The sequence below is a fragment of the Microbacterium alkaliflavum genome (assembly GCF_044325405.1).
GTDB lineage: Bacteria > Actinomycetota > Actinomycetes > Actinomycetales > Microbacteriaceae > Microbacterium > Microbacterium alkaliflavum.
Genome location: NZ_JBIQWL010000004.1, coordinates 199,552 through 212,613, shown reverse-complemented (window position 1 = coordinate 212,613; position 13,062 = coordinate 199,552). Strand labels below are relative to the sequence as shown.

General features: G+C 71.4%; 9 protein-coding genes. 8 read left to right on the top strand and 1 reads right to left on the bottom strand.

All coding sequences use genetic code 11. The features are described 5' to 3' along the window. Nucleotides 1–3: 3 nt before the first annotated feature. Entirely contained in the window at nt 4–1,044 is a 1,041-nt protein-coding gene (locus ACH3VR_RS12860) for an eCIS core domain-containing protein (protein ID WP_397556706.1), read from the bottom strand. Nucleotides 1,045–1,145: 101 nt separating this feature from the next. Here ACH3VR_RS12860 and ACH3VR_RS12855 point away from each other — a divergent pair, with 101 nt between their 5' ends. The 8 genes from ACH3VR_RS12855 (at nt 1,146) to ACH3VR_RS12820 (ending at nt 13,055) form a co-directional block, all read left to right on the top strand. Beyond that, on the top strand, nt 1,146–1,541 hold the full coding sequence (locus ACH3VR_RS12855) for a GPW/gp25 family protein (protein WP_397556705.1): 396 nt from the start codon (nt 1,146–1,148) through the stop codon (nt 1,539–1,541). Between the two features lie 7 nt (nt 1,542–1,548). Next, nucleotides 1,549–3,693, top strand: coding sequence for a putative baseplate assembly protein (locus ACH3VR_RS12850; protein WP_397556704.1), 2,145 nt, complete (start codon nt 1,549–1,551; stop codon nt 3,691–3,693). A 263-nt stretch (nt 3,694–3,956) separates the two neighbouring features. Continuing rightward, on the top strand, nt 3,957–5,843 hold the full coding sequence (locus tag ACH3VR_RS12845) for a phage tail protein (protein ID WP_397556703.1): 1,887 nt from the start codon (nt 3,957–3,959) through the stop codon (nt 5,841–5,843). Continuing rightward, nucleotides 5,840–7,477 (top strand): hypothetical protein, encoded by a 1,638-nt coding sequence (locus ACH3VR_RS12840; protein WP_397556702.1) that lies wholly within the window; start codon nt 5,840–5,842, stop codon nt 7,475–7,477. The genes ACH3VR_RS12845 and ACH3VR_RS12840 overlap by 4 nt, the downstream gene beginning before the upstream one ends. After that, complete coding sequence (locus ACH3VR_RS12835) at nt 7,470–9,452, top strand: ATP-binding protein (RefSeq protein ID WP_397556701.1); 1,983 nt, start codon at nt 7,470–7,472, stop codon at nt 9,450–9,452. The genes ACH3VR_RS12840 and ACH3VR_RS12835 overlap by 8 nt, the downstream gene beginning before the upstream one ends. Next, nucleotides 9,436–10,797 carry a hypothetical protein gene (locus ACH3VR_RS12830; RefSeq protein WP_397556700.1) on the top strand — a complete coding sequence of 454 codons (1,362 nt, stop codon included), beginning with the start codon at nt 9,436–9,438 and terminating at the stop codon, nt 10,795–10,797. The genes ACH3VR_RS12835 and ACH3VR_RS12830 overlap by 17 nt, the downstream gene beginning before the upstream one ends. A gap of 58 nt (nt 10,798–10,855) precedes the next feature. Continuing rightward, on the top strand, nt 10,856–12,778 hold the full coding sequence (locus ACH3VR_RS12825; RefSeq protein WP_397556699.1) for a hypothetical protein: 1,923 nt from the start codon (nt 10,856–10,858) through the stop codon (nt 12,776–12,778). A 7-nt stretch (nt 12,779–12,785) separates the two neighbouring features. Further along, nucleotides 12,786–13,055 carry a hypothetical protein gene (locus tag ACH3VR_RS12820; protein WP_397556698.1) on the top strand — a complete coding sequence of 90 codons (270 nt, stop codon included), beginning with the start codon at nt 12,786–12,788 and terminating at the stop codon, nt 13,053–13,055. The last annotated feature ends 7 nt before the right edge of the window (nt 13,056–13,062 follow it).

Genomic DNA, 13,062 nt, shown 5'->3' with positions numbered 1-13,062 from the left:
CGCTCAGGGCCCCTTGTACGTGACCTTGACCTTCGTGAGGCCGATCACGCTGTGGTAATTGAGCTGCTTGATCGCGTCCTCGTTGTTCCAGTCGATGTGGACGCAGCCGTGCGACGTGAGGTCGAGCGGACCCGCGTGGAGGGCCTCGCCGCCGTTGTAGAACACCGCGAAGCTCATGTTCGCGGCACGGAATCCCGTCGAATCCTTCTTCGTGTATCGCTTGTTCGGACCCTCCCGGTCCGACCAGTTGAAGTCGACTCCTGGAGTGCCCGACGCACTGCCGCTGTTGTACCCGAACCCCTCGATGCGCTGCACGGTGAACGAACCGGCGTCCGTCCGCATCCCGGCCGAACCCCCTGAGATCGACAGGACGAAGCCCGGAAGTTTGACCGCGTTCGCGTAGTAGCTCACGGTGGCGGTCCCCGTGGAGAACACGGCGCCGTTGGCATCGGTCTTGGTTCCCGTGAACTCCACCTCAACGAGCTGGATCCACGGCTTCTTCTCCTTGTCGGCCTTGACGTCGAACGGCTGCTCGACGAGCGCCTTGGTGTCGCGCTCGCCGAAAGCGAACGATCCCATTGGGCGGTATCGATGCACCACGGCAGCCGGCTCGGGCGTCGAGACGACGTGGGCCAACTCGTGCGCGAGCAGGTGTCGACCGAAGCGCGATGACGATGTCGGCGCGCCCAGCACCACGTGCCTCCCGACGGCGAAGGCCGTGGCATCCACATCCCGGGCAGAGCGCGCGGCGCGGACACCGTCGTGGATGCGCACCGTCCCCAGGTCCGCTCCGAAACGGTGCTCCCATTCGGCGCGGTCTGCCGACGCGAGCGGTCGGCCGGGCTCGCGCAGCACCTCTCGAACGGAGGACGGAGCGGGTTCCGAGCTCGGCGAGGGCACGCCGCTGAGCGACCGCGAGAGTCGCCCGGCCTCGACTTGGCGACCGGCCTCATGCGCCGACCGTTCCGCAGCGCCCTCGTGGTCGTCGAGGACGAGGGAGGGCCGGGCCGCGAGCCGATGCGCCCGCGCGCGTGTGCGAGGCATGCCCACAGGTTAAGCCGCGGTCGCCTGCTCGGCAACGCTCGTGCCGCGTCGTGACCTGTCCCGCGACGCCCCCGTGACGCCTCACCCGTGACGATCGAGCCATGGTCGACGTCGTGGATCAGTGGACGGGTACCGGCATCCGGCTGCCCTTTCTTCCGGCGCCCGATGATCACGGGCTGTCGTGGCTCGATGGGATGGATCTGATCCGGCAGTCGGTCACCACGATCCTCGACACCGAGCCGGGCGAGCGGATCATGCTGCCGGCATTCGGGTGCGGGCTGCGGCGCTATCTGATGGCGCCGAACAACCTCACGACGCGCACGGCGATGGCCTCCGACATCCGATCGGCGCTCGAAGCGTGGGAGCCGCGGATCCAGCTGCTCGAGGTGACCGTCGCCGAGGGTGAGGATCCCTCCCTCGTATGGGTCGACATCGCCTATGTCCGGCGGGCCGACCTGCGACCGGACAACCTCGTGTACCCCTTCTATCTGAGGTGACACTCCGATGGCACTGATCGGGCCGATCCTCGACAATCGCACGCAGCCACAGCTGCACGACGAGCTCGTGCGCCGCATCCCGGCGTACTCACCCACCTGGACGAATCACAACGAAAGCGACCCGGGCATCGTCCTGCTGGAGCTGTTCGCGCATCTCGGCGAGTCGTTGCTGTACCGCTTCAACCAGATCCCCGAGACGACGAGGGTCGAGTTCCTGCGCCTCCTCGGCGTGCAGCCGCGTCCGGCGCTTCCCGCGCGGGTGCTCCTGTCGGCCGTGACCGACGTCCCCGGCGGCGTGCAGGTGCTGAAAGGGTCGCAGGCGGCCGCGGGCAAGGTGTCGTTCCAGACCGTCGACGAAGTGTACGTGTGGCCGCTCGAGGCGGTCGCTGCCGGCAAGACGGCGACCACCGGCGGCGCGGCCGACAGCCGCGCCGACGCACTGAGCCGGGCGAAGCTCAAGAGCGGTGAGACGCCCGCGTTCTATCGCACCGTGCTCACCTCCGCCGACCCGAGCGCTCCCGACGCGCAGACGATCGATGTCAGCGAGCAGATCGACGGCGCGCTGTGGGTCGCACTCCTGTCGACTGCGACGACGGATGCCGCGGCCCTGGCCGGGCAGACCATCTTCCTCGGGGTCGCCTTCGACGAGAAGCTCGACCCTCCCCCGCTGCTCGAGAAGCTCGCACCGGGCGCGGCCGAGGAGTTCCGCGCCGGCATCCTCACCGGCGACCCGCCGCCCACGCTGTGGGAGCTGTGGCAGGGGCCTGGTGCGGCGCGGCCGCTCGTGCGGCTGGCGGTCCTCGGCGACACGACCCTCGGCATGGTCACAACGGGCATCGTCAAGCTCGAGATTCCGGCGCTGCCCGGGCTTACCGGTCTGGGCGGCGGGGGCGAGGACAGCCCTCCGCCGCTGGATGACGAGGAGCTGAGCAGCAGGGTGATCGCCTGGCTGCGCGTGTCACGTCCGGCCGGCAACGATATCGGCGACGCCATCCATCGGGTGCGCTGGATCGGTGCGAACTGCGTCGACGCAGAGCAGTCGATCACGCCTCCTCCCGAGTTCATCGGCACCGGGACTGGCGACTTCGACCAGAGGTTCCCCCTCACCCACTCGCCCGTGCTGCGTGGCACCGTGCAGCTGCAGGTCGAGGAGCCCGACGGGTGGACCGACTGGGTCGAAGTCGAGAGCTTCGCGCGCAGCGGGCTCGACGATCGGCACTTCACCGTCGACCTCGAGAGCGGTGCCGTCGTCTTCGGGCGCGCGCGGGTGCCGCAGCTCGGCGAGCGCGTACGGGTGCCGTCGTACCGCTACAGCGACGGCAAGGACGGCAACGTGCCCGCCGGGACTGTGGCATCCTTCCCGCAGCATCCCGCCGTGACCGTCGCCAACCCGTTCCCCGCGCGCGGCGGCGCGGACGCCGCGCCCCTCGCCGACGCGCTCGCGGCGATTCCGGCGGAGGTGCATCGCCGCGACCGGGCCGTCACGCCGGACGACTATCGCGACCTCGTCGAGGAGCTTCCCGAGGTGGCACGCGCCGAGGTGCTGCCGACATTCCACCCGGACACGCCCACCGTCAAGGCGGCCGGAGTCACGTCGGTCGTCGTCTTCCCCAAGGAGGACATCCGCAATCCGGCGGCACCCATGCCCGACATCGGGCTCCTCCGCCAGGTCGCACGGCATCTCGAGCCGCGCCGCCTCGTGACGGCCGAGCTGTACGTGATCCCCCCCGAATACGTCCCGGTCGCGATCTCGATCGGCGTCCAGGTGCGCGCCGGCTATCAGGTCGACGCCGTCCGGCGCTGGGTGGAGACGATCGTGGAACAGTACCTTTCGGCGATCCCGCCCAGCGGCCCCGACGGCCGCGGATGGCCGCTCGGCCGCCCCGTGCGCGCCGCCGAGCTCGAAGCCGTCGCCGTGCAGGTCGAGGGCGTCGAGTACGCGATCGACACGCGGCTCGCACTGGTCACCGCCGCGACGCCGACGAGCCCGCAGGTCGTCACGGAGCAGGAGACCGTGCCGATGCAGGCCTGGCAGCTCCCCGAAGTCGTCGCCGTCGAGGTGGTCCGCGGAGATCCGCCGGCGCCGGGCACATCCGCCGGACCGGTCCCCTCCGGGAAGGTGCCCGTTCCGCTGCCCCCGGAGGTCTGCTGATGTACGGCGACCGCGGGCTGGCCCTGCTCGCTCACGAAGATCAGTGGGCGCGCTGCGCTCATGAGAACACGGTGCTGCTCCCGGGAGGCGGCATCAGTCTCGACTGGGTCGCCGTGTCGGCACCCGCACCGTCCCGATGGGATGCCGAGAGGGAGCGGTGCGCGGACCCCCGACCAACGCCCGATCCGTTGTGCCCGGCGGGCATCACCCACGATCGCTGGTGCCGCACCTGGCGGACGCGTCCGCTGGAGGGCTGCGTCGAGGTGACGGCACCGAACGACACCGCCCCCGCCCCGAATCGCCCGGGCGCGCTCCGACGACCCACCGGCATCGCGATCGACGGCCTGGACCGCCTGTACATCGCCGAATCCGCCGCGCGGGCCGTGATGGTCGCCGACCTCTGGACGGGTCGGGTGCTTCGGCGTGCGCCGGTGCAGGGCCGACCCGTCGATGTCGTCGCGCGCAGCGGGGGGATGCCGGGCGTCTTCGTCCTCACGACGTCGCCCCATCGCGTCGTTCAACTCGAGGGTGACCGCAGGGCATGCGACCTGGTCCGGCCTCTTCGCCGGCCCTGCGCGCATCCCGATCTGAAGCCCGCGCGAATCGCGGTCTTGGCGGGCGACGTCGTCGTGCTGTGGCGAGGTGGCTATGAAGCGGTCGTCGCCGACGTCACCGGCCGCGAGTTGCTCGACGAACCGGCAGCGACCGATCTGGAGGGCACGGACGACGGCCTGCTCGTCGTCGCGCTGGCCCCCGGCGACGCCATGCGCCGCTTTCGCATGCGGAAGGGATCGCTCGTCGAGGAAGAGCCGCTCGCAGCCGACGAGTACGACGGCGGAGCAGTCACGATCGACCCGCGAGGACGCGTCGTCTACACGACCACCGGCGAGCCGCGCACGACGCAGGGGCCGCGCGCGAAGCACGCGCGGACCGGAGCCGTCACGACCTTCCGACTCGACAGCGGCAGGTACCGCACCCGGTGGGGGCGGATCTTCGTGGATGCATGCCTGCCGACGGGCACGGTGCTGCGGATCAGGACGCTGACCTCCGACGAGGACGAGGTCGAAGGCGCGATGCCCGCCGCTGCACCGGCCCGCGGCATCCCTCCGGTCCGCGATCCCGACGACACGCCGCCGCTTCCGCCCAAGGATGCGATGGCGGCCGTGGTGGCGCAGCCGGTCGTTCCCCGCGGCGACGCGGGGGCGCTCGGCGCCGTGGACCCCCTCGTGTCGGGCAGGGAGTGGGCGACGTACGAGTCGGGGGTCGTCGCCCCGCCGGGCAGGTATCTGTGGCTGCGCCTCGAGCTGACCGGGACGGAGCGCACGTCGCCGCGCGTGCGGGCTCTGCGCGTGGAGCGTCCGGGACACGCCCTCCTTTCGGCGCTGCCGCGGATGTTCTCGAGCGTCGACGAACAGGCCGATTTCCTGCACGGCTTCCTCACGCCGGCGGAAGGGCTGTTGCACGACCTCGACACCGCCGCCGCCGAGCGCCGCCTGCTCGTGGATCCGTTGACGACCCCCGACGAGTTCCTGCCATGGCTCGCGACGTTCGCGGGCATCATCCTCGACCGGCGATGGCCGGAGGATGCGCGCCGCGCCCTGCTCGCCGAGGTCTACACGCTCTTCGCCGGGCGCGGCACCGCCGCGATGCTCGAGCGGATGCTGCGCCTGTATCTCGGCCGCGACGCGCGCGTCGTCGAACGCTGGCGCTTGCGCGGCCTCGGGGGCGGGTTCCTCGGCCTGACTCCGGACGGACTGGACTCCCCGACCGTGGCCGGCACGACGCGCAAGGCCGGAATGCTTGGCCACTTCACGATCGGGGGCGAGCTTCCCGGTGCGGGTTCCTACGAGCGGCTCGCGCACCGGTTCACCGTTCTCATTCCGGGATGCCTCACCCAGGAGCAGCGCGAAGTCGTCGACGATCTCATCCGCACGCACAAGCCGACCCACACTCTGGGCGAGATCTGCGAAATCGGCAACGGGATGCCGCTGGGCCGAGCGCGCATCGGGCTCACCGCCTACATCTCCCCGCCGCCCGGTCGGTCGACCAGTGTCGTCGGTCGCACCCGTCTGGGCGGCGGAACGGTCGGCACACCGACACTCGCCTCGCGCCTCAACGAGACGAGGCTCGGAAGGGTGCGTGTGGGATGAGCGACCTGCACGTCGGCCGGATGAGCGCCGCGGTCGTGGACTGGCCGGACCCCGCACAGGTGCCCGAGATGCTCCGCCATGTGATCGACGGGCGACTCGAGGACGCCATGCGGGAGCACCCGCTTCCCGACGGGGAGTGGTGCGTCCGGCGGCTCGACGTGGCCCTCGACCTCGATCCGGAGCGCCCGCTCAGCGCCCTCGAAGCGGGCTGGGCCGACCGGATCGTGACGAGTCTGCGGCAGTCCCTGCGCGACGGCTCGACGGATGTCATACGGTACCTGCGTCCAGAGGACGCCGTGGACGACATGCTCACCGGCCTCGTGTCGCTGCGCGTCGACCATTCCTGGGCATGGGCCCAGGTGCGACTCCTCATGCCCGACGATCCGCCGCCCGACGGTGATCCGCGGGCACTCATGCTCATCGTGCTGGAGCGACTGCGGCAGGGCGGGGTCGCCGCCCTCGCACGGCTCGTCGCGACCGCTGGTGTCGCGCGAGTACACCGGCTCATCGGCTCCGAGGGGTGGCAGCGCGTCGCGGCACGTGCCGCACTCGAGGGTGGCGCTGCGTGGACGCCGGAACCCGTGGGTCGTGCCCGGCCGGCGCGCGCCGGCGATGAGACGACCCGCGGCGCGCATCCCGACCCGCGCGGTGTGACCGGCTCCGGCGAACCAGGTCGCACGACGGGCCGCGCGGCTCGCGCCGTCGGCTCCGGCACGCCGTCCGCCCGCGACGACATCCCGTCGCCGGCCCTCGCACCCTCAGGCACCCAGCGCGTCGCCGCCCTCGCAGCAGCGAGCGCCCTGGCGGACGCCTTCCGCCGATCGGGACTGCGGGTCGACGACGCGACGCTCCAGGCGTGGGCCCTGCTGACCCTGGCCCACGACGACGTCGTGCTGCTGCGGCGTCCGTCCGTCGAGCTTCGCGACCTCGTCGCCGCCCTCGCTGAGCGCCTGCGGCCCGAGTCGTCGGCGGGCCTGTCGATCGAAGCGCCGGCACCCTCGCGCGCGCCCGCTGCGCGCGCGGCGGCTCGACCGCCCGCCGATGTCGGGACTCGCCGCGCCGACCACCCCCGCCAGGCTGCCGCTTCCGCATCGCCCGAGGGAGATGCGCGGCCGGATTCGGACGACCCTGAGGCGCCCGCCGGCGCGGGGTCGAGGACGTCGTGGGGCGGCCTGCTCTTCCTGCTCAATACCGCCGCGCGGGCGGGTGTGCCGGAATCGCTCGACGAGCCGCCGTTCCGTGCCCGCCCCTCCGGGTGGGTGCTCCACCAGCTCGGGCGGCGACTCGCGCCCGCCGCGGTCGACGACCCGGCCCTGCTCGCGTTCGCGGGTCTCCCCGAGCCGCCCGCCGACGAGCCGGACGCGATCGAGCGCCGCGCACTGGCGGCACGTGCCGCACGCTGGACCGCCCAGACCGCGACCGAGCTGAGGGCATCGGGCTCCGTCGACGGACCGGATGATCTGCTCGTGCAGTCCGTCGTCCGGCGAGACGCGACGATCGAACGCGAGCCCGGCTGGGTCGAGATGAGTCTGCGCCTCGGCGACGTCGACCTGGACGTCCGGAGGGCGGGACTCGACATCGACCCGGGGTGGGTGCCGTGGCTCGGATGCGTCGTGAGGTTCCGCTATGAGTGAGCTCGCCTACCACGCAGCACCCGTGACCAGCCGCGACAGCCGCGACCTGACCTCGCGCGCCGGCCGGGTGGCCGCGATGGTTGCGACCGTCGTGGAACAGCACTGCACGCCCGAGTCGGGTGCGATGGATGCCGTGACCTTCCTCCGCGACTGGGCGGCGTCCGCCGACCCCGCCGGCGCTCCGACGCACCCGCACGTCGGGTCCCCGCTTCAGCGGGTCGTGCGCGCCTTCAGCCTCACCGACGAGGAGGTCGACCTGATCGTGCTCGCCGGCGTCCCCGAGGAGCACGAGGGACTCGCGACGACGTTCCGGTCGCTGCACCCGACCGGAGAGCCCCGGCCGACGGCGGGCCTGGCCGCACTGCTCCTCGGCGGCGGCCGATCCGAGCGGACACGGCTGCGGGGCATGCTGTCCTCCGGTTCCGCCGTGCGGCACGGTCTCGTTCAGCTGGAAGGCGCGGGCCCGTTCTTCGAGCGCTCGATCGTCCTGGCCGACGAGCTGTGGTCGGCGCTGCACGGCTGCGACGCGTGGCCGACGGAGCTCACGCGGGTCGCGAGCGTGGGCACTCCGCCGGGGATGCGGGCCTGGCTCGATGTCGCCGAGGTTCAGGCATGCATCGGCGTGATCCGCCAGGGTGCGCGGGCCCTCATCGCCGTTCCGCACGAGGATGCCGTCATCGGACGCGCACGCTGCGAAGCGATCGCTGCGGCGGCGGGGCGCGAGGTCGTCGGGGCGGCCGTGTCGACGATCGATGAGCGGACGACGCGGCTTCTCGTCGCCCACGCGACCGCACGGGGAGGCGTGCCGATGATCGTGCTCGATCGCGCGGATCGTCGCGTCGGTGTGCCGCTGGGGGATTTCAACGGGCCGGTTCTCGTGACCGCAGCCCCGGGGTCGCTGGAGCCACCGCCCGATCGCGCGCTGCTCCGCGTCGACGCCGGCCCCGTGCCCCTCGGTGCGATGCGCGATGCATGGGCCGCGGCGGTACCCGGCCTCGCCGGCGACGCGGGCGTACTCGTGGCGCGGCACCCGCTCGACCCGACCATCACCGCCCAGCTCGGCCGGGATCTCGCGGTGGCCGGTCGCGCGCTCGACCCGCGCGACGTGTCGAAGGCCGTACGGACTCGCACCGGGGCGAGCCTTCCCCCGGGAGTGCGGCTCGTCGTTCCCGATGTGGATTGGTCGCAGCTCGTCCTGCCCCCGGATTCGCTCGGTCAGCTTCATGCGGCCGTGAACCGACTGGCCGCGCAGTCGACGGTGCTCGACGACTGGCGGATGCGCGAGCACACCCAGGCGACGAGGGGCGTCCGGATGCTGTTCACGGGCCTTCCCGGCACGGGGAAGTCGCTCGCCGCGGCGGTGCTCGCGGCGGCGGTCGGCACGGATCTCATGGTCGTCGACGTCGCCCGGCTGGTGTCGAAATGGCTCGGTGAGACCGAGAAGAATCTGGCCGCGACGTTCGAGGCTGCCGAGCGCACGCGGGCCGTGCTCCTCCTCGACGAGGCCGACGCGCTCTTCGGCACGCGCACCGAGATCTCCGATTCCCACGACCGCTACGCCAACCTCGAGACGGCGTACCTCCTGCAGCGGATCGAGCAGTTCGACGGCCTCATCGTGCTGACGAGCAACCTGCGCCAGAACATCGACACGGCGTTCACGAGGCGACTCGACTTCGTCGTCGATTTCCCCCTCCCCGACCTTCCGGCGCGGACCGCCCTGTGGCGGCGCTTCGTGCCCGAGGAGCTCGGCTCGGTGCGCGCCGCCGACCTCGACCTCGACGGCCTGGCCAGGATCTACCCGGTTCCGGGCGGATGGATCCGCAACGCGGCCGTCACGGCCGCCTTCGCCGCGGCGTCGACGGGAGAGCCGATCACGCAGCGCCGACTCGTCGACGCCGTGCGCCGCGAGTATCTCAAGACCTCGACCCCGTTCCCCGGGGAGCCACCAAGGAGACGCGATGACCACGATCGATGAGCAGACCGCTCCGAGCCGCGCACGCGAAGTCCCGGATCCGTCGGCCCTGCTGCCCCTCTGGCCGTGGAACGACCTGCACCCTGCGAGCGGCATGCTGCTCGACAGCGACGACTTCCAGGTGCTCCTCGGCAATCCCCGCGCGAAGCACATGCTGCACAACGCGTGGCTCCACGGGTCCGGCGTCGTGTGGGGCCTGTCGGTCGACGTGAGCGGCGTGTGGGACCTGCGCGTCTCGCCGGGGCTCGCGATCGACGGCGTCGGCCGGGAACTCCCCATGGACGCCGCGCGCTGCATATCGTTCCGCGGCCTCCTCGAAGAGGACCACGACCCGACGTGCGCGACGCGGGAAGTCGAGTTCTGCCTCATCCTGAGCTTCGACGCCTGCCTCGAGCGTCCCGTGCGGGCCCTCGCCGATCCGTGCGATGTCACGCGCGAGAGCCAGGAGTATTCGCGGGTGAAGGAGCGCGCACGCCTGAGCCTCGTGCGCGGCCACCCGCACAGCGCGCGCTCCTATCACCGAGTGCGGGTGCTGCTCGGCCTCGAGCGGGTCGGGGACGACGACCCGTCCGGTCGAGAAGCGGTCGACGCCCGGAACGAAGTGCTCGCCGCGCCGGCGCATAAGCAAGCGGCCGAACTGCTCCGGTGGGTCCGCTGTCTGGCGGCGCGCGATGCCGGCGACCTCATACCGTCCGGTGAGGAATGCGATCTCGGACTGTTCCCCGTGCCCGAGCAGGATGCCGGCATCGTGATCGGCTGCATCAGCCTGACGATCCGCGACAACGCCGGGTGTCCGGAGATCGTCGGCGATCCTCGGATCGACGACTGCTGCCGACGGACGGTGATGCCGACGACGGTCATCCAGGACCTCGTCTCGGCCCTCGCGCCGGGACTGATCGGTGCGGGGGACGCGACCTGCAGCGGACCGCAGGCGGTACCCGGCAGCATCGAGTGGGAGGACCGGCCGGATACGTTCTCGTTCGAGGTGACCGCGGATCTCCTGCCCGAGACGCTCACGCGCGACAACGTGAAGATCCGGTCGCTCTCCGCGCACGGGTGGCACGTCGAGCGCCTGTACCGCACCCCGCAGTATGACCCGCAGCGGGGCCGGGTCGTGATCCGGCTCGAGGAGCCGCCCGCCCACCCGTACGTCCGCGTCGTGCTGGTCGGGACTGGCCCGAGCCCCGTCTACGGGGTCGAGCCGCTCGCGCCGCTGGCCGGAGTGGTCGGCGACGACCCGGACCCGATGGCACAGGGCCGTGACGCCGTGCTCACCGATGAGGACGCGCCTTTCGTGCCGTCCACCGAGGACGAGGGAGCTGAGGACAGTGACTACCACCAAGGGTGACTGCGGCTGCCACGACAGCGCCGCACCTGCCCCGGAGACCATGACAGCGGCGCACGCCGTGTCCATGACCAGCGGCGCCGTCGCGGAGCCCAGGCCTCCGGCCGCTGCCGCACCCGCCGCCGAGGCGATGCCTCCCGCCGCTGCCGCACCCGCCGAGCCGAGGCCTCCGGCCCCAGCCGCGCCCGCCGCGCCCGCCGCACCCGCCGCTGCCCGCGACGGGATCGAGACGACCGTGCTGGGCGGCTTCCGCGGCCTCAATGCCCAGGACGGGCTGTTCCTGCGCGGCGAGCACCTCGCAACCATGCAGGACTATTCGCGTGCGCTCGCGACGGCGCTCGCGACGGCGACCGGCGCGGGCATCGTGCACGGATTGGGCGTATGGATCGACGGAAGCGATCTCGTGATCTCACCGGGGCTCGCCGTCAGCCCGGGCGGCCATCTCCTGCTCCTGAGGAGGGTGGCCCGCATCGCCATCGGCGCGGGACAGCTGCCACCGCTTCGCGCGGACGGCTATTGGAAGATCGTGCTGCATTGGGCGTCGGATACGTCCGGGTCCGAACCCGCGTTCGGCAGCATGTGCGCCGACGATTGCGCCGATGGTGGTTCGACTATCCGCCCATGGCGGGACGAGGGGGTGAAGATCGAGATCTCCCCGGAGGTCGAGCGTGGGTTCGATTCCGTGCCCGCGGCGCGTCTTCGCGGCAACTGGCTCTCGTCAGCGTATTTCGAAGCCGAGCGGAAGACGTCCCAGCCGTGGCTCGTGCCGGGCGTGCCGGGCGATCCGATCGCCCCGCTCCAGTCTCACGACTGGGCGGATGCCACGTCCGCACCCGACGAGCGGGGCGTGCCTCTGGCCGTCATGTATCCCGCCGAACGATCCGGCGATTCGGGCTACCGCGTCCAGGTGTGGACCGCGCGACGGCTCGTCGATGGCATCTCCGCCCACTCGACCTGGCGGAGCCGCCTCGCGATGCGCCCCTGGCCGATCTTCCTTGCGCAGATCCTGCAGTTCGAGTCGGAGTTCACGGAGGCGGTGTCGGGAGCGAACCGGGTCTCCCTGTCGACCGCGGGGAATTTGGCGGCCACGTATCAGTCCCATCACCTCGCCAAGACGCTGTTCGATGCCATGCAGGCCTTCGACCTCAAGATCGGCGAGAACGATCCTCTTCGCAATCAAGGGCGATTCCACGAATTCGAGCGCGTGCTGGAGTCGTCCCGGACGGATCCCGTCCTGCAGCCGGACCGACCGCCGCTGGCGGACGACTATGGGCTCGGCGAGCTTCCGCCTGCGGGCTACCTCTCGATGAACGAGACCGAGCCCGCCGACGAGAGGCGCGCGATGGTCTCGGCACGCGAATTCTTCGGCGGTGGGATGGACCTGCGCTTCCGTCGCGTCCGCGCCGACCAGGTCGCTGACGAGGTTCGCGCTGCGCAGCATCGCGACCGCATTCCGCTGCATCCGGCGCCGGGGATGCCCCAGCCCAAGGTCGATGTGCTGCTGCCCACCGAAGCGCCCGACCTGCCACAGCTGACTGCCTCCTCGTACGGCTGGGTGGCGTTCGTGCGCCGCGGGCCCGATGAGGCGGAGGCGGTGCCGACGGAACCCGTCGAGGTGTACGTGGTCGTGCCCGATGGCCGCATGGATGCCGCGGACATCCCCGCCTGGATCGAAGGCATCGACAAGAGCCTCGAGACCGAGACTCCGATCGACACGCTCGAGTTCCCGATCGGGTCATGGGAGTACCCGGGCAGTGCGGCCGCTCTGCGCACCCTCGAGCGGCTGCGGGAGCTTGCCGCGAAGGGACCGCTGGCCAACAGCGTGGTCGGCCTCGCGAGAGCGAGCGACGGGTCTCCGCTCGTGGCATCCCGTGCCGGCCTGTTCCGGCTGTCGCTCGACTCGGGGTACGAGGACCTGCCTGTCCTCGCGGCGGGCGGCAGGCAGCACGACGCCATCGTCTTCATCGTTCGGCAACCGCGCTGAGCCCCGTATGGCCGACGACGGACTCGAGGTGGCGATGAGAAGCGAAGCCATGTTCGGAGTGTGCACGCTGCGCGTCGAGGTACAGCCGGAACACCTCCTGATCACGATCACGACGAGCCGATCGCTCGACGCGAGCGCCCAGCGGTTCTTCATCTCGCGCCCGAGACGTGTCGCCTCCACACGTGAGGCACTCGAGCTGACGGAGGACTTCCTGCATTCCTTCGGAGTCTGGCAGGAGGAGCTGCGCCCGGCGACTCCCCGACACAGTGACCACTGAGAGATGT